The organism is Streptomyces cahuitamycinicus (assembly GCF_002891435.1).
Taxonomy (GTDB): domain Bacteria; phylum Actinomycetota; class Actinomycetes; order Streptomycetales; family Streptomycetaceae; genus Streptomyces; species Streptomyces cahuitamycinicus.
Genome location: NZ_POUC01000027.1, coordinates 13,110 through 38,172 on the forward strand (window position 1 = coordinate 13,110; position 25,063 = coordinate 38,172).

At 71.3% G+C, this 25,063-nt stretch carries 22 protein-coding genes; 12 read left to right on the forward strand and 10 right to left on the reverse strand.

Annotation, left to right across the window (positions count from 1 at the left end; all coding sequences use genetic code 11):
- The first annotated feature begins 282 nt into the window (after positions 1–282).
- Complete coding sequence (gene wblA, locus C1J00_RS06305) at positions 283–621, forward strand: transcriptional regulator WblA (protein ID WP_030846174.1); 339 nt, start codon at positions 283–285, stop codon at positions 619–621.
- Positions 622–733: 112 nt separating this feature from the next.
- Here the strand turns inward: wblA and bagB are convergent, their stop codons facing one another.
- Both bagB and bagA read right to left on the reverse strand, forming a co-directional pair.
- Complete coding sequence (bagB, locus tag C1J00_RS06310; RefSeq protein ID WP_102908036.1) at positions 734–2,155, reverse strand: ATPase BagB; 1,422 nt, start codon at positions 2,153–2,155, stop codon at positions 734–736.
- Between the two features lie 184 nt (positions 2,156–2,339).
- Positions 2,340–3,317 carry an ATPase BagA gene (bagA, locus tag C1J00_RS06320; protein ID WP_102908037.1) on the reverse strand — a complete coding sequence of 326 codons (978 nt, stop codon included), beginning with the start codon at positions 3,315–3,317 and terminating at the stop codon, positions 2,340–2,342.
- Positions 3,318–3,424: 107 nt separating this feature from the next.
- Between bagA and sp36 the strand changes: the two genes are divergently transcribed.
- The 4 genes from sp36 to C1J00_RS06340 all read left to right on the forward strand — a co-directional run bounded on the left by sp36 (position 3,425) and on the right by C1J00_RS06340 (position 5,824).
- Positions 3,425–3,583: a Sp36 family protein gene (gene sp36 / locus C1J00_RS06325; protein ID WP_097218487.1), complete on the forward strand. Its 159-nt coding sequence runs from the start codon at positions 3,425–3,427 to the stop codon at positions 3,581–3,583.
- Positions 3,583–4,044 (forward strand): RidA family protein, encoded by a 462-nt coding sequence (locus C1J00_RS06330; RefSeq protein WP_031115991.1) that lies wholly within the window; start codon positions 3,583–3,585, stop codon positions 4,042–4,044. The genes sp36 and C1J00_RS06330 overlap by 1 nt, the downstream gene beginning before the upstream one ends.
- An 83-nt stretch (positions 4,045–4,127) precedes the next feature.
- The gene (locus C1J00_RS06335; protein WP_102908038.1) at positions 4,128–4,997 is read left to right on the forward strand and encodes an NUDIX hydrolase; all 870 of its coding nucleotides are present in this window, start codon (positions 4,128–4,130) and stop codon (positions 4,995–4,997) included.
- Positions 4,994–5,824: an MBL fold metallo-hydrolase gene (locus C1J00_RS06340; RefSeq protein ID WP_102908039.1), complete on the forward strand. Its 831-nt coding sequence runs from the start codon at positions 4,994–4,996 to the stop codon at positions 5,822–5,824. The genes C1J00_RS06335 and C1J00_RS06340 overlap by 4 nt, the downstream gene beginning before the upstream one ends.
- Positions 5,825–6,058: 234 nt before the next feature.
- Here C1J00_RS06340 and C1J00_RS06345 read toward each other — a convergent pair whose 3' ends face one another.
- Positions 6,059–6,733, reverse strand: a complete 675-nt coding sequence (locus C1J00_RS06345) for a Crp/Fnr family transcriptional regulator (RefSeq protein ID WP_020129286.1) — start codon at positions 6,731–6,733, stop codon at positions 6,059–6,061.
- 335 nt (positions 6,734–7,068) lie between these two features.
- On the opposite strand from C1J00_RS06345, the gene nth reads away from it, so the two are divergent.
- The 3 genes from nth (at position 7,069) to C1J00_RS06360 (ending at position 10,139) form a co-directional block, all read left to right on the forward strand.
- Positions 7,069–8,064, forward strand: a complete 996-nt coding sequence (gene nth, locus C1J00_RS06350) for an endonuclease III (protein ID WP_102908040.1) — start codon at positions 7,069–7,071, stop codon at positions 8,062–8,064.
- A gap of 166 nt (positions 8,065–8,230) precedes the next feature.
- Complete coding sequence (locus tag C1J00_RS06355) at positions 8,231–8,926, forward strand: NUDIX hydrolase (protein WP_102908055.1); 696 nt, start codon at positions 8,231–8,233, stop codon at positions 8,924–8,926.
- Between the two features lie 13 nt (positions 8,927–8,939).
- Complete coding sequence (locus tag C1J00_RS06360; protein ID WP_102908056.1) at positions 8,940–10,139, forward strand: MarP family serine protease; 1,200 nt, start codon at positions 8,940–8,942, stop codon at positions 10,137–10,139.
- A 216-nt stretch (positions 10,140–10,355) separates the two neighbouring features.
- On the opposite strand, the gene C1J00_RS46455 is transcribed toward C1J00_RS06360, so the two are convergent.
- The 6 genes from C1J00_RS46455 to C1J00_RS06390 form a co-directional block, all read right to left on the reverse strand.
- Positions 10,356–10,538 carry a hypothetical protein gene (locus C1J00_RS46455; protein ID WP_102908041.1) on the reverse strand — a complete coding sequence of 61 codons (183 nt, stop codon included), beginning with the start codon at positions 10,536–10,538 and terminating at the stop codon, positions 10,356–10,358.
- A 153-nt stretch (positions 10,539–10,691) separates the two neighbouring features.
- Complete coding sequence (locus C1J00_RS06370) at positions 10,692–11,630, reverse strand: alpha/beta fold hydrolase (protein ID WP_102908042.1); 939 nt, start codon at positions 11,628–11,630, stop codon at positions 10,692–10,694.
- Positions 11,627–12,115: a phage holin family protein gene (locus C1J00_RS06375; protein WP_102908043.1), complete on the reverse strand. Its 489-nt coding sequence runs from the start codon at positions 12,113–12,115 to the stop codon at positions 11,627–11,629. Before C1J00_RS06375 ends, C1J00_RS06370 begins: the two co-directional genes overlap by 4 nt.
- A gap of 120 nt (positions 12,116–12,235) precedes the next feature.
- Positions 12,236–13,672, reverse strand: a complete 1,437-nt coding sequence (nhaA, locus tag C1J00_RS06380) for a Na+/H+ antiporter NhaA (RefSeq protein WP_102908044.1) — start codon at positions 13,670–13,672, stop codon at positions 12,236–12,238.
- Positions 13,673–13,870: 198 nt separating this feature from the next.
- Positions 13,871–15,826 carry an acetate--CoA ligase gene (acs, locus tag C1J00_RS06385; protein WP_102908057.1) on the reverse strand — a complete coding sequence of 652 codons (1,956 nt, stop codon included), beginning with the start codon at positions 15,824–15,826 and terminating at the stop codon, positions 13,871–13,873.
- A gap of 420 nt (positions 15,827–16,246) precedes the next feature.
- Positions 16,247–18,616: a bifunctional SulP family inorganic anion transporter/carbonic anhydrase gene (locus C1J00_RS06390; protein WP_102908045.1), complete on the reverse strand. Its 2,370-nt coding sequence runs from the start codon at positions 18,614–18,616 to the stop codon at positions 16,247–16,249.
- Between the two features lie 290 nt (positions 18,617–18,906).
- Here C1J00_RS06390 and C1J00_RS06395 point away from each other — a divergent pair, with 290 nt between their 5' ends.
- Entirely contained in the window at positions 18,907–20,172 is a 1,266-nt protein-coding gene (locus C1J00_RS06395; RefSeq protein WP_102908046.1) for a polysaccharide deacetylase family protein, read from the forward strand.
- Positions 20,173–20,262: 90 nt separating this feature from the next.
- Positions 20,263–21,087, forward strand: coding sequence for a Fic family protein (locus C1J00_RS06400; protein ID WP_102908047.1), 825 nt, complete (start codon positions 20,263–20,265; stop codon positions 21,085–21,087).
- Positions 21,088–21,422: 335 nt separating this feature from the next.
- Here the strand turns inward: C1J00_RS06400 and C1J00_RS06405 are convergent, their stop codons facing one another.
- The gene (locus tag C1J00_RS06405; RefSeq protein WP_102908048.1) at positions 21,423–22,256 is read right to left on the reverse strand and encodes an HAD family hydrolase; all 834 of its coding nucleotides are present in this window, start codon (positions 22,254–22,256) and stop codon (positions 21,423–21,425) included.
- A gap of 573 nt (positions 22,257–22,829) precedes the next feature.
- On the opposite strand from C1J00_RS06405, the gene ssd reads away from it, so the two are divergent.
- Positions 22,830–23,942, forward strand: coding sequence for a septum site-determining protein Ssd (ssd, locus tag C1J00_RS06410; RefSeq protein WP_102908049.1), 1,113 nt, complete (start codon positions 22,830–22,832; stop codon positions 23,940–23,942).
- A partial coding sequence (locus C1J00_RS06415; protein WP_102908050.1) for a TadA family conjugal transfer-associated ATPase occupies positions 23,939–25,063 on the forward strand: 1,125 nt, incomplete at its 3' end. The genes ssd and C1J00_RS06415, both read left to right, overlap by 4 nt.

Sequence of the window (25,063 nt, forward strand, 5' to 3'; positions counted from 1 at the left end):
CCAACTTTTTTGGTGGGGCCGTGTCCGAATCCGCCTTGTGTGTCATACGGCGTCCGTTGTGACGCAGGTGAACTGTCCTGCTTTGCCGGGAAAGTTACGTATGCCGCCAGCTCACTCCCCCGGGTGATCTGCCGCTTACCCATAGTCCGTTCGGGCCATTCAAGATTGGGCCCGAAGGGGGTGTTGCGCTGTGCCCACCTTCCGTAACGTCCTCAACTGGCGGCGGTGAATATGCCGCTGCCGCCGTGGGGGAGCCTCGATTCGGGAGAGGACGGCGCCGGTATGGGCTGGGTAGTCGACTGGAGTGCGCAGGCGGCCTGCCGCACTACCGATCCGGATGAACTGTTCGTTCAAGGAGCAGCGCAGAACAGGGCCAAGGCGGTGTGCACCGGTTGCCCGGTGCGCACGGAGTGCCTGGCCGACGCGCTCGACAACCGCGTCGAGTTCGGTGTGTGGGGAGGCATGACGGAGCGGGAGCGCCGCGCACTGCTGCGCAGGCGCCCCACGGTGACCTCCTGGCGCCGGCTGCTGGAGACGGCGCGTACGGAGTACGAGCGGGGGTGCGGTGTTCTGCCCCTCGACGACGACGAGATCTACGAGAACTACGCGGCGGTGAGCTGAGGAGTCCCTCCCGGGAGCTCCCCAGGCCCTGGTGGGCCCTGGTCTGAGGGCTCTGTGGTCTGAGGGCTCTGTCCGGGCCCTTCGCCATCACCCGCGCGTTCCTGGCAGTGGCTCAGGTGCCCCGCGCGCTCGCCGGGTTGCCCTCAGCAGTCGCCTCAGGCGGTTCCGGCTGGTCGGCGGGGTCGGGCAGCTCGCGCTCGTCGGCCGCGAGCCGGTCGCCGATGGTGCGCAGTCCCGTGAGGTCGTGCACGTCGCCGGGCAGTGCGGCCACTTCCGTCACGGCCACCTCGGGGTGCAGCGCGGTGAAGCGGTCACGCGTGCGCTGCTCACGAGAGAGCAGCTGCATGCGATCGGCGTGCAACCTCAGCAGGCCTGCCGTGAGCTGGTCGACGGACCGCTCGGTGTCCTCGGTGTTCTCGGCGTGCTCGGTGTCCTCGGTGGGGGAGCCACCATCGGGAGCCGATGCCGGAGCCCCATCTGGTGTTCCGGGCGTGGGAGAGTCTGAACTGTCCTGTGCTTCGGGGGAGTTACGAAGTACTGCTTTCCCGCCCTCCTGATCCACAATGCGGGGCTCTTCAAGATTTTCCGCGGCGGCGAGTGCCCGCTCGGCCGACAGCCGGTCGGCGCCGCTGCCGTGCACCCGGTTGAGCACCAGACCGGCGAGCGGCATGTCCTCCGCGGCCAGGCGTTCCACGAAGTACGCGGCCTCGCGCAGCGCGTCCCGCTCCGGCGCCGCGACCACGAGGAACGCCGTGCCGGGCGCCTGGAGCAGCTTGTACGTCGCGTCCGCGCGGGTGCGGAAGCCGCCGAAGGTCGTGTCCATCGCGGACACGAACGTCTGGACGTCCTTGAGGAGCTGACCGCCGAGCAGCTTGCCGAGGGTCCCGGTCATCATCGACATCCCGACGTTCAGGAACTTCATCCCGGCCCGGCCGCCCAGCTTCGCCGGTGCCGTCAGCAGCCGGATCAGCCGGCCGTCCAGGAACGAGCCGAGCCGCTTGGGCGCGTCCAGGAAGTCCAGCGCCGAGCGGGACGGCGGGGTGTCGACGATGATCAGGTCCCACTCGTCCCGGGAGCGCAGCTGCCCGAGCTTCTCCATCGCCATGTACTCCTGCGTGCCCGCGAAGCCCGCCGAGAGCGACTGGTAGAAGGGGTTGCCCAGGATGGCGGCGGCCCGCTCGGGGTCCGCGTGCGCCTCGACGATCTCGTCGAAGGTGCGCTTCATGTCGAGCATCATCGCGTGCAGTTCGCCGCCCGCGGAGTCGTCGATGCCCTTCACCCGGCGGGGGGTGTTGTCCAGCGAGTCGATGCCCATCGACTGGGCGAGCCGGCGTGCCGGATCGATGGTCAGGACGACCACCTTGCGGCCCCGCTCGGCGGCGCGCAGGCCCAGGGCCGCCGCGGTCGTGGTCTTGCCGACCCCGCCCGAGCCGCAGCAGACCACGATCCTGGTCTTCGGGTCCTCCAGCAGCGGATCGACATCGAGCAGACGCGGCGGCGACAGACGGTGGTGGGCCGGGTCCGGACGACTCATGACATCCCCTGCTTCCGACTCATGACGGGCTTTGCCGGCCGTGCGGGCTTCGCTGGCCGTGCGGACCGTGGAGGCCTTGCCGGCCGTGCGGACCTCGTCGGCCGTGCGAGCCCTGCTGACCCTGCTGACCCTGCTGGCCGTGCGGGCCTCGCGGACCGTTCCGGCATTGCCTGTCTGTGCTGGTTCATGACACGCCCTGCTCGCGCAGCTCACGGGCCAGCTCGTACAGCCCCGCCAGGTCCATGCCCTCGGCGAACAGCGGCAGTTCGTGCGACGGCAGGCCCAGTTCGGCCAGGACCGCGCGCTGCTCGTGCTCCAGCGTGTACCGCTCGGCGTACTCCTCGGCCTGCGTGAGCAACGGGTCCACCAGCCGCTCGGCGTGCCCGCCGCGCCGCGCCCCGCCGAGCCCCACGGACGACAGGGACCGCGCGACAGTGGAACGCGGGACCGTCCGTACGAGTTCCAGATCGGTCTCGTCCAACACCTCCGGCCGGACCATGTTCACGATGATCCGCCCCACCGGCAGCCGGGCCGAACGCAGCTCGGCGATGCCGTCCACGGTCTCCTGGACGGGCATCTCCTCCAGCAGCGTCACCAGGTGCACGGCCGTCTCGGACGACTTCAGCACCCGCATCACGGCCTGCGCCTGATTGTGTATCGGGCCGATCTTGGCGAGTCCCGCGACCTCGTCGTTCACGTTCAAAAAGCGCGTGATCCGCCCGGTCGGCGGGGCGTCCATGACGACGTAGTCGTAGGTGAACCGCCCGCTGCGCTCCTTGCGCCGCACCGCCTCGCACGCCTTGCCGGTCAGGAGGACGTCCCTGAGGCCGGGCGCGATGGTGGTGGCGAAGTCGATCGCGCCGAGCTTCTTCAGGGCCCGTCCGGCGCTGCCCAGCTTGTAGAACATCTGGAGGTAGTCCAGAAGGGCCAGTTCGGGGTCGATGGCGAGTGCGTACACCTCCCCGCCCCCGGGTGCTACCGCGATTTTCCGTTCCTCATAAGGCAGCGCTTCCGTTTCGAAGAGCTGCGCGATGCCCTGACGGCCCTCGACCTCGACGAGAAGCGTCCGCTTCCCCTCCGTGGCCAGGGCCAGCGCTAGGGCCGCGGCCACCGTGGTCTTGCCGGTACCGCCCTTGCCACTGACGACCTGGAGCCTGCTCACGTATTCGAGCCTAACCAGTTCGTGCCCGGGCTACGCGGGAGGCTGTGGATAACCGGTGCCGTAGTCGGCCGCGTGGGCCCTGCCCGCCAGCGGCTAGAGTCGGCCGCATGACCAAGTGGGAATACTCAACCGTGCCGCTGCTCGTCCACGCCACGAAGCAGATTCTGGACACCTGGGGCGAGGACGGCTGGGAGCTCGTCCAGGTCGTGCCCGGGCCGAACAACCCCGAGCAGCTCGTCGCCTACCTGAAGCGGGAGAAGCAGTAGTGGGCGCCGTCGAGGCGAAGCTGGCCGAGCTCGGCCTGAGCCTGCCCGACGTGGTCCCGCCGCTCGCCGCCTACCAGCCGGCCGTGCAGTCCGGGCCGTACGTCTACACCGCCGGGCAGCTCCCGATGGTGGACGGCAAGCTTCCGGTCACCGGCAAGGTCGGTGCCGAGGTCACCCCGGAGGAGGCCAAGGAGCTGGCACGCACGTGTGCGCTGAACGCCCTGGCCGCCGTGAAATCCGTCGCCGGTGACCTGGACCGCATCGCGCGCGTGGTGAAGGTCGTCGGCTTCGTGGCCTCGGCCTCGGACTTCACGGGCCAGCCCGCGGTGCTGAACGGCGCGAGCGAGCTGCTCGGCGAGGTCCTCGGCGACAAGGGCGTGCACGCGCGCAGCGCGGTGGGCGTGGCGGTGCTGCCGCTGGACGCACCGGTCGAGGTCGAGATCCAGGTCGAGCTCGCGTAGCACCCTCTTCGGGGGCCTCAGCTGCGGGATCCGGCTCCGGTGGCCACTCGAACATCCGCCCGTCACGGGATAGCCTCGCGCCCATGGCGAACGGTCAGTGGTACCCCCCGGAGTGGCCGGACCGCATCCGCGCACTCGCGGCCGGCACCCTCACCCCGGTGACCCCGAAGCGCGCGGCCACCGTCATGCTCCTGAAGGACACCGGCAGTGGCACGGCCGTCCACATGCTGCGCAGACGCGCCTCCATGGCCTTCGCGGGAGGCGCGTACGCGTATCCGGGCGGCGGTGTCGACCCGCGCGACGACGACCACCACGTCCGCTGGGCGGGCCCCACGCGCGCGTGGTGGGCGGACCGGCTCGACGTCGACGAGACGGCGGCCCAGGCGATCGTCTGCGCGGCCGTACGCGAGATGTACGAGGAGGCGGGCGTGCTGCTGGCCGGGCCGGGCGCCGACTCGGTCGTCGGTGACACCACGGGTGCCGACTGGGAGGCGGACCGGGCCGCCCTGGTCGCCCGGGACCTGTCCTTCGCGGAGTTCCTGGACCGCCGCGGCCTGGTCCTGCGCTCCGACCTGCTCGGCGCCTGGACCCGCTGGATCACCCCGGAGTTCGAGTCCCGCCGCTACGACACCTGGTTCTTCGTGGCCGCGCTTCCCGAGAGGCAGCGCACCCGGAACGCCTCCACGGAGGCCGACCGCACGGTGTGGATCGCCCCGCACGAGGCGGCGGCCGGGTACGACAAGGGCGAGCTGCTGATGATGCCGCCGACGATCGCGACCCTGCGTCAGCTGACGGCGTACGGGACGGCCGCCGGGGCGCTCGACGCCGCCCCGGAGCGTGACCTCACGCCCGTCCTGGCCACCGCCCGCCTGGCGGACGGGGAGATCGTGCTCTCCTGGCCGGGCCACGACGAGTTCACCAAGCACATCGCGACCGGTGGAGCAACCGCATGACGGACGCAAGCGCCCTTCCCGGCCAGCCCCGCGGCGGGGTCCTCTCGGGGCCCGCCACCGCGCGGGCCGTGAACGTCCTGGCCCCCAACGCGTCGGCTATGACCCTGGACGGCACGAACACCTGGATCGTCTCCGAGCCCGGCTCGGACCTGGCCGTGGTGGTCGACCCGGGTCCGCTGGACGACGGGCACCTGCGCCAGGTCGTCGCCACGGCCGAGCAGGCCGGCAAGCGCGTCGCCCTGACCCTGCTGACCCACGGCCACCCCGACCACGCGGAGGGCGCCGCCCGGTTCGCCGAACTGACCGCCACGCGGGTGCGTGCCCTCGACCCGGCACTGCGGCTGGGCGGGGAGGGCCTGGCCGCCGGAGACGTCATCACCACCGGCGGACTGGAACTGCGCGTCGTACCGACCCCAGGTCACACCTCCGACTCCCTCTGCTTCCACCTCCCGGCCGACCGGGCGGTCCTCACCGGCGACACGGTCCTCGGCCGCGGCACGACGGTCGTGGCCCACCCCGACGGACGCCTCGGCGACTACCTGGACTCCCTGCGCCGCCTGCGCTCCCTCACGGTCGACGACGGCGTCCACACCGTCCTGCCCGGCCACGGCCCCGTCCTGGACGACGCCCAGGGCGCCGTCGAGTACTACCTCGCCCACCGCGCCACCCGCCTCGCCCAGGTGGAAACGGCCGTGGAGGACGGCTACCGCACCCCGCCCGCGGTCGTGGCCCACGTCTACGCGGACGTGGACCGCTCCCTGTGGCCGGCGGCGGAACTCTCGGTACGGGCGCAGATGGACTATCTGGAGGATCACGGGCTCATCTAGGGCCCTCAGGACGCGGCCGGAGCCCCAAGGGAGGCGGCCAGCGCTCTCAAGGAGGCGGCCCTTTGACCCCGGGCACGTACTCTCCGGCGATCCAGTGACCGAGAAGCCCGCCCGGGCGAGGAAGCCACATGCCGGGGGCAGGGCCGTCGTAGGTCGCGCTTTCCGCTTCCTTGACGACGTCGGGCCCCGTCTCGCGAGGAGACGGGGCCCGATGACGTACGGCCAGGTGTGCGGTCAGCGTGAGCGCTTGGCGAGGCGTTCCACGTCCAGGAGGATCACGGCGCGGGCCTCCAGGCGCAGCCAGCCGCGCTGGGCGAAGTCCGCGAGGGCCTTGTTGACCGTCTCGCGGGACGCGCCGACCAACTGGGCCAGCTCTTCCTGCGTGAGGTCGTGCACGACGTGGATGCCCTCCTCGGACTGCACGCCGAACCGGCGCGACAGGTCGAGCAGGGCGCGGGCGACGCGGCCTGGGACGTCCGAGAAGACGAGGTCCGACATCGCGTCGTTGGTCTTGCGGAGCCGGCGTGCGACGGCGCGCAGGAGCGCCGTGGCCACCTCCGGGCGGGCGTTCAGCCAGGGCTGGAGGTCGCCGTGGCCGAGGCCGAGCAGCTTGACCTCGGTCAGTGCCGTGGCGGTCGCGGTGCGGGGGCCCGGGTCGAACAGCGACAGCTCGCCGATGAGCTCGCTGGGGCCGACCACGGCCAGCATGTTCTCGCGGCCGTCGGGGGACGTGCGGTGGAGCTTCACCTTGCCCTCTGTGACCACGTACAGGCGGTCTCCGGGGTCGCCCTCATGGAACAGCGAGTCACCGCGGGCGAGGGTCACCTCACTCATGGAGGCGCGGAGCTCCGCGGCCTGCTCGTCATCGAGCGCCGCGAAGAGCGGATTGCGCCGCAGAACGTCGTCCACGAGTTCTCTCCTTGTCGACCTGCTCAGGGGGTCTTGCTCCCCCGTGTACCGAGGGACCGTGGTGCCCATTTTGTCGGGCAGTCCAAACAGTGTGATCTGTCACAAGGATGCCGCACACGTGTCCCGGGGTACGCGGCAGGGGTCCAATTGGGCGCCGGTCCTCAGGGGCCGGGGCGGATGTCGGTGCCGGGCCTTAGGCTGGCCGGGTGTCCAAATCGCCGGTGAGAGCACAGGCCGAGGGGGCTGCGCGGGTGGTTGTACGTCGCAATTCCGCTGTGGGCGAACAGAGCCCCGATGGCGGTAGGAAAACGGCGAAACGGAACAAGGCGGAGCCGGTGAAGAAGGCCGCCTCCGCGAGGAGGGCCGCGCCAGCGAAGAAGACCGCTTCCGGGAAGGAGCCCGCGTCCACGACGAAGGGCGCCTCCGCGAAGAAGGCCGCGAAGGGCGCTGCCGTGAAGAAGGCGCCCGCCGCCAAGAAGGTCGCGGTCGCGCCCAAGAAGGCCACGGCCCGCATCAAGGGCACCGCCCCCGCCAGGACCGTCGTCCACCCGCCGGGTGACGAGTCGCGTACCGCCCTGGTCCGCCGGGCCCGCCGCATCAACCGCGAGCTCGCCGAGGTCTTTCCGTACGCACACCCCGAGCTGGACTTCGAGAACCCATTCCAACTGGTCGTCGCCACCGTCCTGTCCGCCCAGACGACCGACCTGCGCGTCAACCAGACGACACCCTCCCTCTTCGCCAAGTACCCGACCCCGGAGGACCTGTCCGCCGCCAACCCCGAGGAGGTGGAGGAGATCCTCCGCCCGTGCGGTTTCTTCCGGGCCAAGACGAAATCGGTGATAGGGCTGTCGAAGGCCCTGGTGGAGGACTTCGGCGGTGAGGTTCCCGGTCGGCTGGAAGACCTCGTCAAGCTGCCCGGCGTGGGCCGCAAGACCGCGTTCGTCGTGCTGGGCAATGCCTTCGGCCGCCCCGGCATCACCGTGGACACGCACTTCCAGCGCCTGGTGCGCCGCTGGCGGTGGACCGGTGAGAGTGACCCGGACAAGATCGAGGCGGCCGTCGGCGCGCTCTTCCCCAAGAGTGACTGGACGGACCTCTCGCACCACGTGATCTGGCACGGCCGCCGCATCTGCCACGCCCGCAAGCCCGCGTGCGGCGCCTGCCCGATCGCCCCGCTCTGCCCGGCGTACGGCGAGGGCGAGACCGACCCGGAGAAGGCGAAGAAGCTCCTCAAGTACGAGAAGGGCGGCTTCCCGGGCCAGCGTCTGAAGCCGCCGCAGGCCTACCTGGACGCGGGCGGCACACCGGCGCCGCCGCTGGGGGCCGGATGAGCCGCCCGGACCGCCCGGACCGCCTGAAACATCCGATCCGCCGCCCGAGCGGCCCGGTGCGCCCCCCTGGGGGCCTGACGCGCCGCCCGTTCAGGGGATCCCGGCCGCTCGCGGAACGATCTCGGGGCCGTCGCGCGTTGGATGCGGCAGGACGACGGGGGTGGCGATGACGCGCGCGAGCGACACACAGGACGGCCCGGTGGCGTTGAGCAAGGACGGGCTGCCCGGCTGGCTGGACCCGGTGGTGCACGCCGTGGAGACCGTCCGGCCGGGGCAGCTGAGCCGGTTCCTTCCGCCGGAGGACGGCGCCGGGCGGCAGTCCGCCGTGCTGGTCCTGTTCGGTGAGGGCACGCACGGGCCGGAGCTGCTGCTCATGGAGCGTGCGAGCTCCCTCCGCTCGCACCCCGGCCAGCCCTCCTTCCCGGGCGGTGCCCTCGACCCGGAGGACGGCGACCCGTCCGGTGACGGCCCGCTGCGTGCCGCCCTGCGCGAGGCGGAGGAGGAGACCGGCCTCGATCCCTCCGGCGTGCAGCTCTTCGGCGCCCTGCCCCGGCTCTACATCCCGGTCAGCGGCTTCGTCGTCACTCCGGTACTGGGCTGGTGGCGGGAGCCGAGCCCGGTCGGGGTCGTCGATCCGAACGAGACCGCCAGGGTCTTCACCGTCCCCGTGGTGGATCTCACGGATCCCGCCAACCGGGCCACCACCGTCCACCCCAGCGGCCACCGAGGTCCGGCATTTCTGGTCGAATCCGCCCTTGTCTGGGGTTTCACGGCCGGAATCATCGACCGGCTGCTGCACTTCGCGGGCTGGGAGCGGCCCTGGGACCGCGAGAAGCAGGTCCCCCTCGACTGGCGCGCATGACAGGGTGGCCTCCGTGAACGTGCTGGACATCTTGTTGCTGGTCGCCGCCGTGTGGTTCGCGGTCGTGGGGTACCGCCAGGGGTTCGTCGTCGGCATCCTGTCGGTGATCGGCTTCCTGGGCGGCGGCCTCGTCGCGGTCTACGTGCTGCCCGTCATCTGGGACGCGCTGACGGACAACGCGGAGGTGAACACGACCGCCGCCGTCATCGCGGTCGTCGTCGTCATCGTCTGCGCCTCCGTCGGCCAGGCCCTCACCACCCACCTCGGCAACAAGCTGCGCCGGCACATCACCTGGTCCCCGGCCCGGGCACTCGACGCCACCGGCGGCGCCCTGGTCAACGTCATGGCGATGCTCCTGGTCGCCTGGCTGATCGGCTCGGCCCTCGCGGGCACGACGCTGCCCACGCTCGGCAAGGAGGTCCGCAGCTCCAAGGTGCTGCTGGGCGTCTCGCAGGCCCTGCCGGACCAAGCGGCCACCTGGTTCGCGGACTTCTCCTCCGTCCTCGCGCAGAACGGCTTCCCGCAGGTCTTCAGCCCGTTCTCCAACGAGCCGATCACCGACGTCCGGCCCCCGGACCCGGCGCTGGCCGACAGCCCGGTGGCCAGCCGCGCCCAGCGTTCCATCGTCAAGGTCATGGGCACGGCCCCGAGCTGCGGCAAGGTCCTGGAGGGCACCGGCTTCGTCTTCTCCGACCGCCGCGTGATGACCAACGCGCACGTGGTGGGCGGAGTCGACGAGCCGACGGTGCAGATAGGCGGCGAGGGCAGGAAGTACGACGCCCAGGTCGTGCTCTACGACTGGCGGCGCGACATCGCCGTCCTCGACGTGCCGAATCTCAAGGCACCCGCACTGCGGTTCACCGAGAAGGACGCGAGCAGCGGCGACGGCGCGATCGTCGCGGGCTTCCCGGAGAACGGGGCGTACGACGTGCGGGCCGCACGCGTGCGTGGCCGCATCTCGGCCAACGGCCCGGACATCTACCACCGCGGCACGGTCCGCCGCGACGTCTACTCCCTGTTCGCGACCGTCCGCCAGGGCAACTCCGGCGGCCCGCTGCTCACCCCCGACGGCAAGGTCTACGGCGTGGTGTTCGCCAAGTCCCTCGACGACGCCGAGACCGGGTACGCGCTGACCGTGGACGAGATCCAGGAGGACATCACCAAGGGGCGCACCGCCAACCAGCAGGTGGGAAGCGACAGCTGCGCGCTCTAGTGCTGCGACCGGAAAGGTTCACCGGCTTGCGACGCCCGGCACGGCACCTCGCCGCGTTGTCGCATCACCCGAAGTACGTCCAGTACGCGGGCGATGCTCCGCCTTGCGATGCACCGCACCGGACGCCGCAAGCTTTCCGGCAGACCTTTCCGGTCACAGCACTAGGCGCGGTGCCGAGGCAGCGGCGGTCGGGGCGTCACTCGCGCGGGTGGCGCCTCAGTCACGTGTGTGGCGCAGACGTACGGAGACCCAGCGGGCCCGGCGGCGGAGGATGCGCGGGATCCCCACCCTGGGATCCGCGGTCACCATCTGCGGTGCGCCGCTTCGCCGGTGAGGGTTCGTACCGCTCGCCGAGCGGCGATTGCGGGTTGCGTCACTGTAGTCGTGCGTCCAGCCCATACCCCGACGTGTGCCCCCGCCGCATGGTCGATAACCGCGCCCGGAGCGTCCAATTGGCCTATGCGCCGGGCAAGTGGCCGTTCGTAGGACAAGCGTTCACGTGCCGGTGGCGGTGCCGGGTGCCGGGGTGCCGGTACCGGGCGGGCCGGCCGGTCACCGGTCGGGTTCGGGATCCCGCAGCCAGTTGATGAGTTCCGAGGAGAACGCGACCGGGTCCTCCTCGTGCGGGAAGTGACCGAGGCCGTCGAACAGACGCCAGCGGTAGGGGGCTTCGACGTACTCGCCGGACCCGGCCGCGCTGCGCGTGCGCATCACCGGGTCGAGCGAGCCGTGCAGATGGAGGGTCGGCACGCGCACGGGCCGCTTCATCCGCCGGTTGAACTGGATGCCGTCCGGGCGGGCCAGGGAGCGCACCATCCAGCGGTACGGCTCGACCGCGCAGTGCGCCGCGGACGGGATGCACATGGCGCGGCGGTACGCCTCCAGCGCCTCGTCCTCGGGCGGGCGCGGCCCGGACCACTCCTGGATCAGCTCCGCCACGAGCGCCCCGTCGTCGGCGGTGAGCTGCCGCTCCGGGATCCAGGGCCGCTGGAACCCCCAGATGTGTGAACCGGCGCGGCTCTGCTTGACGTCTCTCAGCATGGCCGAGCGCCAGCGCCGCGGGTGCGGCATGGACGCGACCGCCAGCCGCCGCACCAGCTTGGGGCGCATCGCCGCCGCCGTCCACGCGAGGTATCCGCCCAGGTCGTGGCCGACCAGAGCGGCATCCGGCTCGCCGAGGGAGCGGATGACGCCGGTGACGTCGAGCGCGAGGTTGGCGGGGTCGTAGCCGCGCGGCGTGCGGTCGCTGCCGCCGACGCCCCGCAGGTCCATGGCGACGGCCCGGAAACCCGCGTCGGCGAGCGCCACCAGTTGGTGCCGCCACGTCCACCAGAACTGCGGGAAGCCGTGCAGCAGCAGCACCAGCGGCCCGTCGCCCAGCTCGGCGATGTGGAAACGGGCGCCGTTGGCGGCGACGTCGCGATGGCTCCAGGGGCCGTCGAGCAGGACGGCCGGAGCCGGTGGTGCCGGGGGTGTGTCGGGGTCCGTCATGAGGACGAGCGTGCCACAGCCTCGATCGCCTCGGGGACCCGGTCCTGCGGGACCTCGGGACGCGGGTGCGGCTTGGCCTTCTGCAGCACGACCGCGCTCTCCTTCATCGAAGCCGCGACCTTCTGCGGGCCCTTGCTCTTCTTGGCCTTCTTCGCGAAGAGGATGCCGACCAACGCGAGGACGAGCGCGACCAGCACGTTCGCCGCGAACGACAGCAGGAAGCAGACCGCGAGGTTCCAGTCGCTCCAGGTGCGGATGCCGTACGCCAGCGCGAAGTTCAGCATCGGCAGGGAGAAGATCAGCACCGCGCCGGCCGCGGAGAAGGCGCCGCCGCTGGTCGCGCCGCGCTTCACGTCCTGCTTGAGCTGCGCCTTCGCCAGCGCGATCTCGTCGTGCACCAGCGCCGACATTTCCGCTGTCGCCGAGGCGAACAGCTGGCCGATGCTGCGTTCGGCGCCGACCGGGCTGCCGTCGGGTGCGCTCATCGCGGTCTCCCTCTTCTGCGTACGGTCCGTTGTCCGCGTCTTGTTCCTGACCCGCCACAGTCGTCGGGCCGGGCACGGTCCGACTGCGTACGGTCCCGTCTTTTGTACCGTCTCGTCAGATCATGCCGGACGGTGGTGGTCCTCGCCTGCCCCGCCCGGTACTTCGGCAAGCCCCTGGCGCGCGGCTGCCTTCTCCCGGGCGATCCGGCGGTGCTCGGTGGCCTTGCGCTCGTAGAGGGCGGCGAGCCGCAGGTGGTAGGCGGGGTCGTCCTCCTCGTAGACGTCCGGGACGCCGTCCGCGTCCTCGTCGCGCTCCTCGTCCGCCCACAGCCGACGGTACTTGGCGTTCCGCATCTTCAGCAGAACGGTCGCGAGTGTCGCGGCGATCAGCGAGCCGAGCAGGACGGCGGCCTTGACCTCGTTCGTCATCGCCTGGTCGCCTTCGAAGGCGAGTTCACCGATGAGCAGCGACACGGTGAAGCCGATGCCGGCGAGACTCGCCACCGCGAACACGTCCGCCCAGGCGAGGTCGTCGCTGAGCGAGGCGCGGGTGAAACGGGCCGCCAGCCACGTCCCGCCGAAGATGCCGACCGCCTTGCCGACGACGAGTCCGAGGACGACGCCGAGGGCCTCGGGCTTGGTGAACACGTCCGCGAGCGCCCCGCCTGACACCACGACACCGGCGCTGAACAACGCGAACAGCGGCACCGCAAGCCCCGCCGACAGCGGCCGCACGAGGTGCTCGATGCGCTCGCCGGGGGAGCGGTCCTCGCCCTCGTGGCGGTGGCAGCGCAGCATCAGGCCCATGGCGACACCGGCGACGGTGGCGTGGACGCCGCTGTTGTACATCAGCGCCCAGACGACGAGGGCGAGCGGCACGTACACGTACCAGCCGCGTACGCCCGCGCGCAGCAGCAGCCAGAAGAGCAGCAGCCCGGCGACGGAGCCGCCGAGCGCGGCGAAGTTCAGGTCGGCGGTGAAGAAGACCGCGATGATCAGGATCGCGAAGAGGTCGTCGACGACGGCGAGGGTGAGCAGGAAGGCCCGCAGCGCGCTCGGCAGAGAGGTGCCGATGACGGCGAGCACGGCGAGCGCGAACGCGATGTCGGTGGCGGTCGGCACGGCCCAGCCGGCCAGCGAGCCGCCTCCGGCGACGGCGGTGACGGTGTAGACGAGCGCCGGTACGGCCATGCCGCACAGGGCGGCGACGACCGGCAGCGCGGCGGCCTTCGGGTCGCGAAGGTCGCCCGCCACGAGTTCCCGCTTGAGTTCGATCCCGGCGACGAAGAAGAAGACCGCCAGCAACCCGTCGGCAGCCCAGTGCGCGACGGACAGGTCGAGGCCGAGGGCGGCGGGACCCAGGTGGAAGTGGGCGACACTCTCGTAGCTGTCGTGCAGCGCGGGGATGTTCGCCCAGAGCAGCGCGATGACCGCCGCGGCCAGCAGCAGCACGCCGCCGACGGTCTCGGTGCGCAGTGCGTTCGCCACATAGGTCCGCTCGGGCAGCGACAGCCGGCCGAGGACCTTGCGGGTGGTGGTGGGGCGGGGCGCGGTCACGGGTGGAGACCTCCGGTCGGTGGGCAGGGCGGAGCACCTGCCGACCAGACTTCCCGGCGCACCATGGAGCACTTGTTTTGCTTAGTTTAGGTAACCGTACGCCTGCGCGCATCCGGTGGTCTTCGCCGCCGGTGCGCGCTGGCCGAGGGCACCTGGTGAAGGGTGCCCTCGGTCGGCTCCGTCATGCCGGTTGCGTGATCAGTCCTCGCTGGGCGCGGCGGGCAGCTTGGCCTGGATGAGCTCCATGACCGTGGAGTCGGTCAGCGTGGTGACGTCCCCCAGCTGGCGGTTCTCGGCGACGTCCCGCAGCAGACGGCGCATGATCTTGCCGGAGCGGGTCTTGGGCAGCTCGGCCACCGGCAGGATCCGCTTGGGCTTGGCGATCGGGCCGAGGGCGGTGCCGACGTGGGCGCGCAGCTCGTCGACCAGGGTCTCGGTCTCGGAGGCCGTGCCGCGCAGGATCACGAAGGCGACGATCGCCTGCCCGGTCGTCTCGTCCGCCGCGCCGACCACGGCCGCCTCGGCGACCGAGGGGTGGGAGACGAGCGCGGACTCGACCTCCGTGGTGGAGATGTTGTGCCCCGAGACGAGCATGACGTCGTCGACCCGGCCGAGCAGCCAGATGTCGCCGTCGTCGTCCTTCTTGGCGCCGTCACCGGCGAAGTACTTGCCCTCGAAGCGCGACCAGTAGGTGTCGATGAACCGCTGGTCGTCGCCCCAGATGGTGCGCAGCATCGACGGCCACGGCTCGGTCAGCACCAGGTAGCCGCCACCCCCGTGGGGCACCTCGTTGGCCTCGTCGTCGACGACGGTCGCGCAGATGCCGGGCAGTGGCGTCTGCGCGGAGCCGGGCTTGGTCGCGGTCACGCCCGGCAGCGGGGTGATCATCATCGAGCCGGTCTCGGTCTGCCACCAGGTGTCGACGACCGGGGTGCGGTCGCCGCCGATGTTCTTGCGGTACCAGATCCACGCCTCGGGGTTGATCGGCTCGCCCACCGAGCCCAGCACGCGCAGGCTGGACAGGTCGAACTTGGCGGGGATGTCGTCGCCCCACTTCATGAACGTACGGATCGCGGTCGGCGCGGTGTAGAGGATCGTGACGCCGTACTTCTGGACGATCTCCCAGAAGCGGCCCTGGTGCGGCGTGTCGGGCGTGCCCTCGTACATGACCTGCGTCGCGCCGTTCGCCAGCGGGCCGTAGACGATGTACGAGTGACCGGTGACCCAGCCGACGTCGGCCGTGCACCAGTACACGTCCGTCTCGGGCTTGAGGTCGAAGACGGCGTGGTGGGTGTAGGCGGTCTGCGTGAGGTAGCCGCCGGAGGTGTGCAGGATGCCCTTCGGCTTACCCGTGGTACCCGAGGTGTAGAGGATGAACAGCGGGTGCTCGGCGTTGAAGGCCTGCGGGGCGTGCTCCGCGCTCTGCCGTCCGACCAGGTCGTGCCACCACACGTCACGGCCCTCGGTGAAGGCGACCTCCTGGCCCGTACGGCGCACGACCAGGACGTGCTCGACGATGCCCGCCTTCTCGACGGCCTCGTCCACGGCCGGCTTGAGCGCGGACGGCTTGCCGCGCCGGTAGCCGCCGTCGGAGGTGATGATCACGCGCGCGTCGGCGTCCTGGATGCGGGTGGCGAGCGCGTCCGAGGAGAAGCCGCCGAAGACGACCGAGTGCGCGGCGCCGATCCGGGCGCAGGCCAGCATCGCGATCGCCGTCTCGGGGATCATCGGCATGTAGACGGCGACCCGGTCGCCCGCCTGGACTCCCAGCTCCACAAGGGCGTTGGCGGCCTTGGAGACCTCGTCCTTGAGCTCGGCGTAGGTGATCGCGCGGCTGTCGCCGGGCTCGCCCTCGAAGTGAATGGCGACCCGGTCGCCGTGCCCGGCCTCCACGTGCCGGTCGACGCAGTTGTAGGCGACGTTGAGCTCGCCGTCCTTGAACCACTTGGCGAACGGCGGGTTCGACCAGTCGAGGGTCTCGGTGGGCTCCTTGGCCCAGGTCAGCCGACGGGCCTGCTCGGCCCAGAAGCCGAGCCTGTCAGCCTTGGCCTGCTCATACGCCTCCGCCGTGACGTTGGCGTTCGCGGCCAGGTCGGCGGGGGGTGCGAACCTGCGTTCTTCCTTGAGCAGGTTGGCCAGGCTTTCGTTGCTCACGGCATCTGCCTTTCCCAGGGTGTCCGTTGTGTCCCAGGCCACAGCTCATCAGACCCGGGGGTGCGATGACAAGGGCCGACCGCCGATTGGTTTAGACCTGTTGGGCGGTGCTGTCGGGGACCGGGGTCATCCGTACCCACGGACGCCGACCAGGGAAAGTTCACTGCCTGTGCTGCCCGTCACCCGAACATCGAGTGGGCCGAGGAAGGTCGTGGCGTGTTCGCGGGTTCGAGTGCTCGTCTCTTCGTGTGCTCGCGGGAGGTGGGTGGTCGGGCGTGCGGCCGGGGTGGGTTGGTGAGCGGCCGGTCGGCAGTCGGCCGGAACCGTCCGGAGCGGCGGGCCACCGGGTGCCCCGGGCTCGACCGGGGGCACCCCCTCAATCGGTGCCGAGCCGGAACGCACCCTGGCCCGGCGGCCGGCTCACGCCGTCAGGTCCGACTCCCGTACGCGGTCGAAGACGCCGCCGGTATCCGTCTCGGTGAGCAGATACGCCTCGGCCTCGCCCACATGGAAGTACATCCCGTGCAGCTCCAAGGATCCCTCGTCGAGCGCCCGGGCGACCGAGTCGTGGGCGCGCAGGTGCTCCAGCTGCTGGACGACGTTCGTCAGGCTGAGCTGCTCGACCGCGTCCTCGGGGGAGCGCCCGGCCAGCCCGCCCCAGGGCAGACTCGCGTCGGCCATCCGCTCCAGGCTCGGCAACCCGTGTCGCAGCCATCGCTTCAGCGGGGTCCGGGCCCCACCGAGCTCGGAGTCGAGCAGCGCCTGCATGGCGCCGCACCCCGAGTGCCCGCACACCGTGATGGACCGCACCCGGAGCACGTCCACGGCGTACTCGGTGGCGGCCGCCACCGAGTCGTCTCCGCTCTCCTCGCCCGGGGGTGGCACGAAGTTGCCCACGTTGCGCACGACGAACAGGTCGCCCGGACCACTGGAGGTGATCATCGATGTGACCAGCCGGGAGTCGGCGCAGGTCAGGAAGAGCTGCGAAGGCCGCTGCCCCTCTCGTGCCAGCCGGGCCAGCTCGCTGCGCACGAGGGGTGCGGTGTTGCGCTGGAACGCGCTGATGCCACGCGCGAGTTCGTGCCCACTGGCTCCGCCGGCGCCTGTCGGGTCCGGCTCGGAGCGGTCCGGCCCGTCCGGGTTCCTCTCGGCGGGGGGTGCGGACTGGGGGCCGTCGCACTGGTGGTTGCGCCAGGGCGTCCAGGGCCGGCAACGGCAGTCGGTGCCGGACTGGGGCTCGGAGATGCGGGTGCCGGGATGCCGGCCGGTGATCTCGACGGTGCCGCCCTGCGCGGTGTGCGTCTTCTGCCAGTCCTGCAACGTCTCGTACGCCGCGTGGTCCATGAACGACCCGTCCAGCTCGACGACGGTGTCGGCACCGTGGGGCACGAGATGCAGGGTCCGGCTGAGCCGTGGCACCGCGAGGAACGTCAACTGCCCTCTGACGTGAACGTGATGGACTCCTTTCCGTTCTTCGTGCGTGATGCGGGTGCGGGTGAGGCGGTGCAGGGCGACGCCGACGGCCATGGCGATGCCGAGCGTCACACCCTCCAGGACGCCGAGGGAGACCACGCCGAGGGTGGTGACGGCGTAGACCCAGACTTCCCGGTGGCGGGTCACTGTGCGGATGTGGTTCAGGGAGACCATCTGGATGCCGACGGCCATCACCAGGGCGGCGAGCGAGGCGAGCGGGATGAGCTCCAGGATCGGGACCATCAGCAGCGCGGCGATCACTACGAGAACGCCGTGGAGCATCGTGGAGTTCCGGCTGACGGCACCCGCGTGCACATTCGCCGAACTCCGCACGGCCACACCGGCGATGGGCAGTCCGCCGAGCGAACCGGAGACGATGTTGGCGGCGCCCTGCCCGAGCAGTTCGCGGTCGAGGCGGGAGCGCCCGACCAGGGCGGACTGGCCGGGCCGCCCGGCCACAAGCTTGTCCACGGCGACCGCGCCGAGCAGCGACTGCACGCTGCACACCAGTGTGGTGGTGAGCACGGCGGCGGCCAGGCCGAGCGCGGGGCCCTCGGGCAGGCCGGCCAGGGCGTGGTTGCTCCATGACGGCAGGTCGACCTTGGGCAGGCGGAGCCCGGCGAGGGCGGCGGCCGCGGTTGCTCCGGCGACGGCGACGAGCGCGGCCGGGACCATGCGCAGCAGGCGTCCGGCCCGGCCGGGCAGCCTCGGCCAGAGCAGCAGCAACCCCAGCGTCAGCACGCCCATGGACACCGACGCGGGACGCATGTCCGCCAGTTGTGCGGGCAGCGCGCGGAGATTGTCGGGGACGGAACTCTGCGGTGTGCCGCCGAGCATGATGTGCAACTGGGCGACGGCGATGGTGACGCCGATCCCGGCGAGCATGCCGTGCACGATGGCGGGGCTGACGGCGAGGGCGCCACGGGCCACGCGCAGGCAGCCCAGGCCCAGTTGGACAAGGCCGGCGAGGACGGTGATGGCGCAGGTCGTCCGCCAGCCGTAGCGCTGGATGAGGTCGGCGGTGACGACGGTGAGCCCGGCGGCCGGTCCGCTCACCTGGAGCGGGGAGCCGCCGAGCCGCCCGGCGACCAGTCCGCCCACGGCCGCGGCGACGAGGCCGGCCTGAAGGGGGGCGCCGGTGGCGAGTGCGATGCCCAGGGACAGGGGCAGGGCGATCAGGAAGACCGCGATCGAGGCTGACACATCGGCACCCGCGATCCGGAATCCGCGGGGCCCCGTCGGCGGCGGACTGTGGGGCGGACGAGTGCGCTCGGTTCGGTTCGGGTCGGCGGCGCGTGTGGGGACGCAGGCTGACATGGCTTCCCGTCTCCTCCGGGGCTGCGCGGTCGCGTAACTGTGGGTCCCGCTCGGGGCGGGGTTCGGTCGCGGCGGTCACGGCGTAAATCGGCGGGATGAAGCAACGCTCGGTAAACGAATCGTAATGCAGAGTAAAGGGCGAGCATAGACTTTACGGGCAAATGGGCGAATGGATCACTCTGGCAGGTGAAGTGACTATTTGATCGGCTTGTCGTACTAATTCCTTCTCTATCTCGTGCGAATTTGGCGGCGCTGTCCCGCACCGAGAGAAGGAAGAAGGTGGGCGGAACATGGCCGCCACCCACAGGATCGCCGCGAGTTCCGTGATCGCCGCGGTCTGCGCCGCATCGCTCGCCGGTTGCGCGAGTGGCGCCCCCCGGCAAGAGACCCCCGACCCGCGGAAGGCGACGCCGGCGCAGGCGCCGAAGAGCGCGGTCCGGCTGATCGGAGACGGCTCCACCGCCTACACCGGCGCCCAGCCCCACCTGCCCAGACCCGAACGGCTGCGGCCCGGCCAGAAGCCCCCGCAGTTCGTCGTCTTCTCCTGGGACGGCGCGGGTGAGGACAGCCAGAAGCTGTTCTCCCACTTCCGCAAGGTCGCCAGGGACAACAAAGCGACCATGACGTACTTCCTGAGCGGCGTGTACATGCTCCCGGAGGATGAGCGCGACCGGTACCGGCCGCCGCAGCACTCCCCGGGCCGCTCCGACATCGGCTTCAACGACCGCCGCGGCATCGCCGCCACCGCGAAGCAGCTGCGCCTGGCGTGGCTGGAGGGCAACGAGATCGGGACCCACTTCAACGGCCACTTCTGCGGCAGCGGCGGCGGCGTCGGCGAGTGGTCGGTCGAGGACTGGAAGGACGAGATCTCCCAGGCCAAGCAGTTCGTGAAGACCTGGAAGACCAACACCGGCCTGAAGAACGCGTCCCCGCTGCCCTTCGACTACGACAAGGAGCTCATCGGCGCCCGCACGCCTTGCCTCGAAGGCCGGCACAACTTCATGAGGGCGGCGCGCGACCTGGGCTTCCGCTATGACACCAGCGGTGTGAACGACCAGGTCTGGCCGAAGAAGAAGGAGGGCCTGTGGGATGTGTCCATGCAGCTCGTGCCGTTTCCCGGCCACTCCTTCGAGCAGCTCACCATGGACTACAACTTCATGGTCAACCAGTCGGGCACCAAGACCCAGGGCGACCCCGCCATGCACGACCTGTGGGGCGACCAGATGCGCGACGGCCTGCTCAAGGGCTTCCAGCGGGCCTACGACGGCAACCGTGCGCCCCTGATCATCGGCAACCACTTCGAGTCCTGGAACGGCGGTACCTACATGCGTGCCGTCGAGGAGGTCATCGAGAGGGTGTGCACCAAGGAGGAGGTGCGCTGCGTCTCGTTCCGGCAGCTCGTGGACTGGCTGGACGCTCAGGACCCGAAGACGCTGGAGAAGCTGCGAACCCTGCCCGTCGGCCAGGCACCCAAGGAGGGCTGGGCGCCCTTCCTGTCGGGCCGGCCCGCCCCGGCTCCCAAGGGCGTGCCCGGACCTCCGGCGGCCAAGGGGTAGCCCTCCGGGAGGACGACGCCAGGCGCACGCGCGCGTGAAGAAGGCCACTCCGCCGTGGGGCTGGGCTCAGGGATGCGTAGGGTCGTACTCATGAGTACAGCAGGCGCGACCGCCGATCCCCTCGCGGCCCTGGGGGCGCTGCCCGGAGTGGCCGATTCCGTGGAGTCCGTACGCAAGGCCGTGGACCGGGTCTACGGGCACCGGGTCATGCGGCGGCGCAGCAACGCGATCACCTCCGAGGCCGCCCTGCGCGGCGCCCGTGGCTCGGCCGCGCTGTCCGGCGCCGACTGGGCTCTGGAGGAGGTGCGCCGGCGTACGGACTTCAGCGTCGACGACGAGGCCCGCGCCGTGGGCGCCGCCCTGCGGCTCACGGCGGAGGCGGGCCAGCTGCTGTCGATCTGGCGGCAGTCGCCCCTGCGGGTGCTGGCCCGGCTGCACCTGGTGGCGGCCGCGGACCAGGGCGACCAGGTGGGGCGGCCCCGCAAGGAGGGCGAGCGGGTCGACGAGCCGCTCGTCGGACTGCCGCTGCCGAGCGCCACCGAGACGCACGGCAGACTGGACGGACTGGCCGGGCTGATCATCGCGGGCGGCTCCGCACCGGCGCTGGTGACGGCCGCCGTCGTGCACGGCGAACTTCTGGCGCTGCGCCCGTTCACGTCCCACAACGGCCTGGTCGCCCGCGCGGCCGAACGCATCGTCCTGGTCGGCAGCGGCCTGGACCCGAAGTCGGTCTGTGCGGCCGAGGTCGGCCACGCGGAACTGGGACGCGACGCCTATCTGGAAGCCCTCGGCGGGTACGTCTCCGGAACCCCGATGGGCGTCGCCGCCTGGATCGCCCACTGCGGCAGGGCGGTCGAACTGGGGGCCCGCGAGTCGATGGCGGTGTGCGAGGCCCTGCAGCGTGGAGCGGCGTGACATCACGCGGCCGGAAAAGTGATGCGGCGGTACGAGTTCTCGTACCGCCGCTGGCATGAGCATCGGGTTACCAAGCGTCCTCGATATATGCCCATCAGGCCGGGAGCTTTGCCCGTTACCTGGTGCGGCTGGCCCGTATTCGACGGGTCGACGTCGCGTGGGTGCCCGGTGTTCATGCTCGGTCCGTGGGGCCAAATGCGTTAAAAGGTGATCCTCTCGGATGTCCTTGGTCTCGCGGGCCGTTGAGTCCTTTGTACTCCTGCCCCGGAGCAAGCGGAAGTCCAGACTGCACTTCTTTACTTTTGGGTTCAAATAGGGCGGCCTGTCGCCGCAGGTCAAGCGACCGTCGTCCGGCGCTTGTTCGCGTACCAGACGAGTCCCGCGGTGGCCGCGGCGGCGCCTATGGCGGCGACCGCCACGAGCGCCGGGCGCGGCGGCACCGAGAACCCGGGGATGCGCTGCTTGAGCCGGACCGGGCGGTGGAAGTCCAGGATCGGCCACCCCCGTGCGAGGGCCTCGCGGCGCAGTGACCGGTCCGGGTTCACGGCGTGCGGGTTCCCGACGGATTCCAGCATCGGCACATCGGTCGCCGAGTCGCTGTAGGCGTAGCAGCGGCTGAGGTCGTAGCCCTCGGACTCGGCCAGTTCCCTCACTGCCTCGGCCTTGGTGGGGCCGTACGCGTAGTACTCCACCTCACCGGTGAAGCAGCCGTCGTCGCCCACGACCATGCGGGTGGCGACCACGCGGTCCGCCCCCAGTAGCTCGCCGATCGGCTCGACCACCTCCGCGCCGGATGTGGAGACGATCACGACGTCGCGGCCGGCGGTGTGGTGCTCCTCGATGAGGGAGGCGGCCTCGTCGTAGATGATCGGGTCGATCAGGTCGTGCAGCGTCTCGGCGACGATCTCTTTGACCTGCTCCACGTTCCAGCCGCGGCACAGGGCGGACAGATATGCCCGCATGCGCTCCATCTGGTCGTGGTCGGCGCCGCCGGCCAGGAAGACGAACTGGGCATATGCGGTACGCAAGACGGCCCTGCGGTTGATCAGACCGCCTTGGTAGAACGACTTGCTGAACGTGAGCGTGCTCGACTTCGCAATGACCGTCTTGTCCAGGTCAAAGAAGGCGGCTGTGCGGGGCAACGAGTGGTTTTCCACGTCCCAGAGCATAGGGGCAGCCCATTCGGCGTAAGGTGGGGCGCGTGGGTTTGCCTGAGAAGGCTCTCGGGTACACCATGGAAGTCACGGATCGTTCGCGACCGTGCTAACCCGGCCCGACTCCTCCCCCCCCGAGTCGGCCGTGGGGACGACCCCCGCTCTCCCCCCCGGCGGGGGTCGTCGCATGTCCGGATGGGTTTTCTCCCTCTCTCCGCAGCCTGAAAAGCCGCTCCGATGTACGTCGGAGCGAATCTTGACATGCCCATGATTCGTTACCGAGAGTAGTTGATGGGCTGCTCTGCGGGAGCCGCGCAGAGGGTCTGAGCGACTCACCGGTATGGGTGACGCCGATATTCACAACCCCCGGGGCTTCCACAGTTATCCACCAAGATCCACACGATTTCCGGGATCGCTGCACCGTGATTCCAGCGCGCCCCGCTCGCGGCGAGTTCATGGCCGTTCCGAGTACCCGGGGGCGTTTGGCCGGTTTCTGCCGGCCGTTCACAGGGAGGCCGCTCGCCGGCTCTTCCCACGTTTGGGAATCGCGGGGCCCCAGGGGCCCCGCGAGTCATGCAGCGAAGGGGGATGGAAACCGTGGCCGGAACCGTCACACACGACCCGCCGCCGGGCGCCGGAGGGCGGCAGGGCGGACCGCTGATCGTCACCGAGGACACCGAACTCCTCGACGACCTGCTGCGCCTGTGCGCGGCGGCGGGCGCCACACCCGAAGTGCACCACGGGGTGCCGGAGCGCAGGGGCAGCTGGGAGGCCGCACCGCTCGTCCTGGTCGGCGACGACGCCGCACGGCGGGTGCGCGGGGCCGTGCGCAGAAAGGGCGTGGTGCTCGTCGGCCGGGACCAGGACGACTCCGGGGTGTGGCGGCGGGCCGTCGAGATCGGCGCCGAGCACGTCCTGATGCTGCCCGACGGCGAGCAGTGGCTGGTCGACCGGATCGCCGACGTGGCCGAGGGCGTCGGCCGGCCCGCCCTCACCGTGGGCGTCATCGGCGGCCGGGGCGGGGCCGGAGCGTCCACCCTCGCGTGCGCCCTCGCCGTCACCTCCGCGCGAGAGGGGCTGCGCACCCTCCTCGTGGACGCCGACCCGCTGGGTGGCGGACTCGACGTACTCCTCGGCGGTGAGACGGCCCAAGGGCTGCGCTGGCCCGCCTTCGCCTCCTCGCGCGGCCGGGTCGGCGGGGGCGCCCTGGAGGAGTCACTGCCCGAACTGCATTCGCTGCGGGTGCTCAGCTGGGACCGCGGCGACCGGATCGCGGTCCCGCCGCAGGCGGTGCGCGCGGTGCTCGCGGCGGCCCGGCGCCGGGGCGGCACGGTCGTGGTCGACCTGCCGCGCCGGATCGACGACGGCGTCGCCGAGGTCCTCGCCCAGCTGGACGTGGGCGTGCTGGTGGTGCCCGCCGAGCTGCGGGCCGTCGCGGCCGCGGGCCGGGTGGCCTCCGCGGTCGGCATGGTCCTGCGGGACCTGCGGGTGGGCGTCCGCGGGCCCTACCCACCGGGGCTCGACGACCGTGAGGTGGCCCGGCTGCTCGGACTGCCCCTGGTCGGCGAGGTACCGGTCGAGCCGTGTCTGTCCCGCCCGGACGACGACACGGCGCCACCGGGCGCCGCTCCCCGCGGACCACTCGCCCGGTTCTGCAAGGAGTTCTGGGAGCGGGCGCTCGTCGAGGCGGGTACGGCATGAGCACCCTGGCTGGAACCGAAGGCACGGCCCTGCTCGACGGGGTGCGGCGGTGGCTGGCCGAGAGCGGCGCCGACCCGACTCCCGCGCGCGTGGCGCAGGCGCTCCGCGAGCAGGGGCGGGTCCTCGGGGACGCCGAAGTCCTGGGAGCCGCCGCACAGTTGCGGTCCGAACTGGTCGGCAGCGGGCCACTGGAGCCGCTCCTCGCCGATCCATCGGTGACGGACGTGCTGGTGTCGGCCCCCGACCGGGTCTGGGTGGACCGTGGCGGGGGACTGGAGCTGACGCCGGTGCGCTTCGCGGACGCGGCGGCCGTACGACGGCTCGCCCAGCGCCTCGCAGCGGTGGCCGGACGCCGCCTGGACAACGCCCGGCCCTGGGCCGACGCCCGGCTGCCCGACGGGACCCGGCTGCACGCGGTGCTGCCGCCGGTTGCCGTGGGCTGCGCCTGCCTGTCGCTTCGGGTCGTACGGCCGCGAGCCTTCACACTCGGCGAGCTGGTCGCGGCGGGCACGGTGCCGCCGGGTGGGGACCGCATACTGCGCGCCCTGCTCGACGCCCGGCTGTCCTTCCTCGTCAGCGGCGGTACCGGCACCGGCAAGACCACGCTGCTGAGCGCCCTGCTGGGGCTGGTGGGGCCGGACGAGCGGATCGTCCTCGCCGAGGACTCGGCGGAACTGCGGCCCGACCATCCGCACGTCGTACGGCTGGAGACCAGGCCCGCCAACCAGGAGGGCGCGGGCCTCGTCACCCTGGAGGACCTGGTGCGCCAGGCCCTGCGGATGCGGCCCGACCGGCTGGTCGTGGGCGAGGTGCGCGGCCCCGAAGTAGTGCATCTGCTGGCCGCGTTGAACACCGGCCACGAAGGCGGCTGCGGAACCGTGCACGCCAACGCCGCCGCCGACGTACCGGCCCGGCTGGAGGCGCTCGGCACGGCCGCCGGGCTCGACCGTGCTGCGCTGCACAGCCAGTTGGCGGCCGCCCTCGCCGTGGTGCTGCACCTGGTGCGAGACCGGGCCGGGCGGCGGCGGATCGCCGAGGTGCACGTGCTGGAGCGGGACCCGTCGGGCCTGGTGCGGACCGTGCCGGCGATGCGGTGGGGAGCGGAGGCGTTCGTGCGTGAG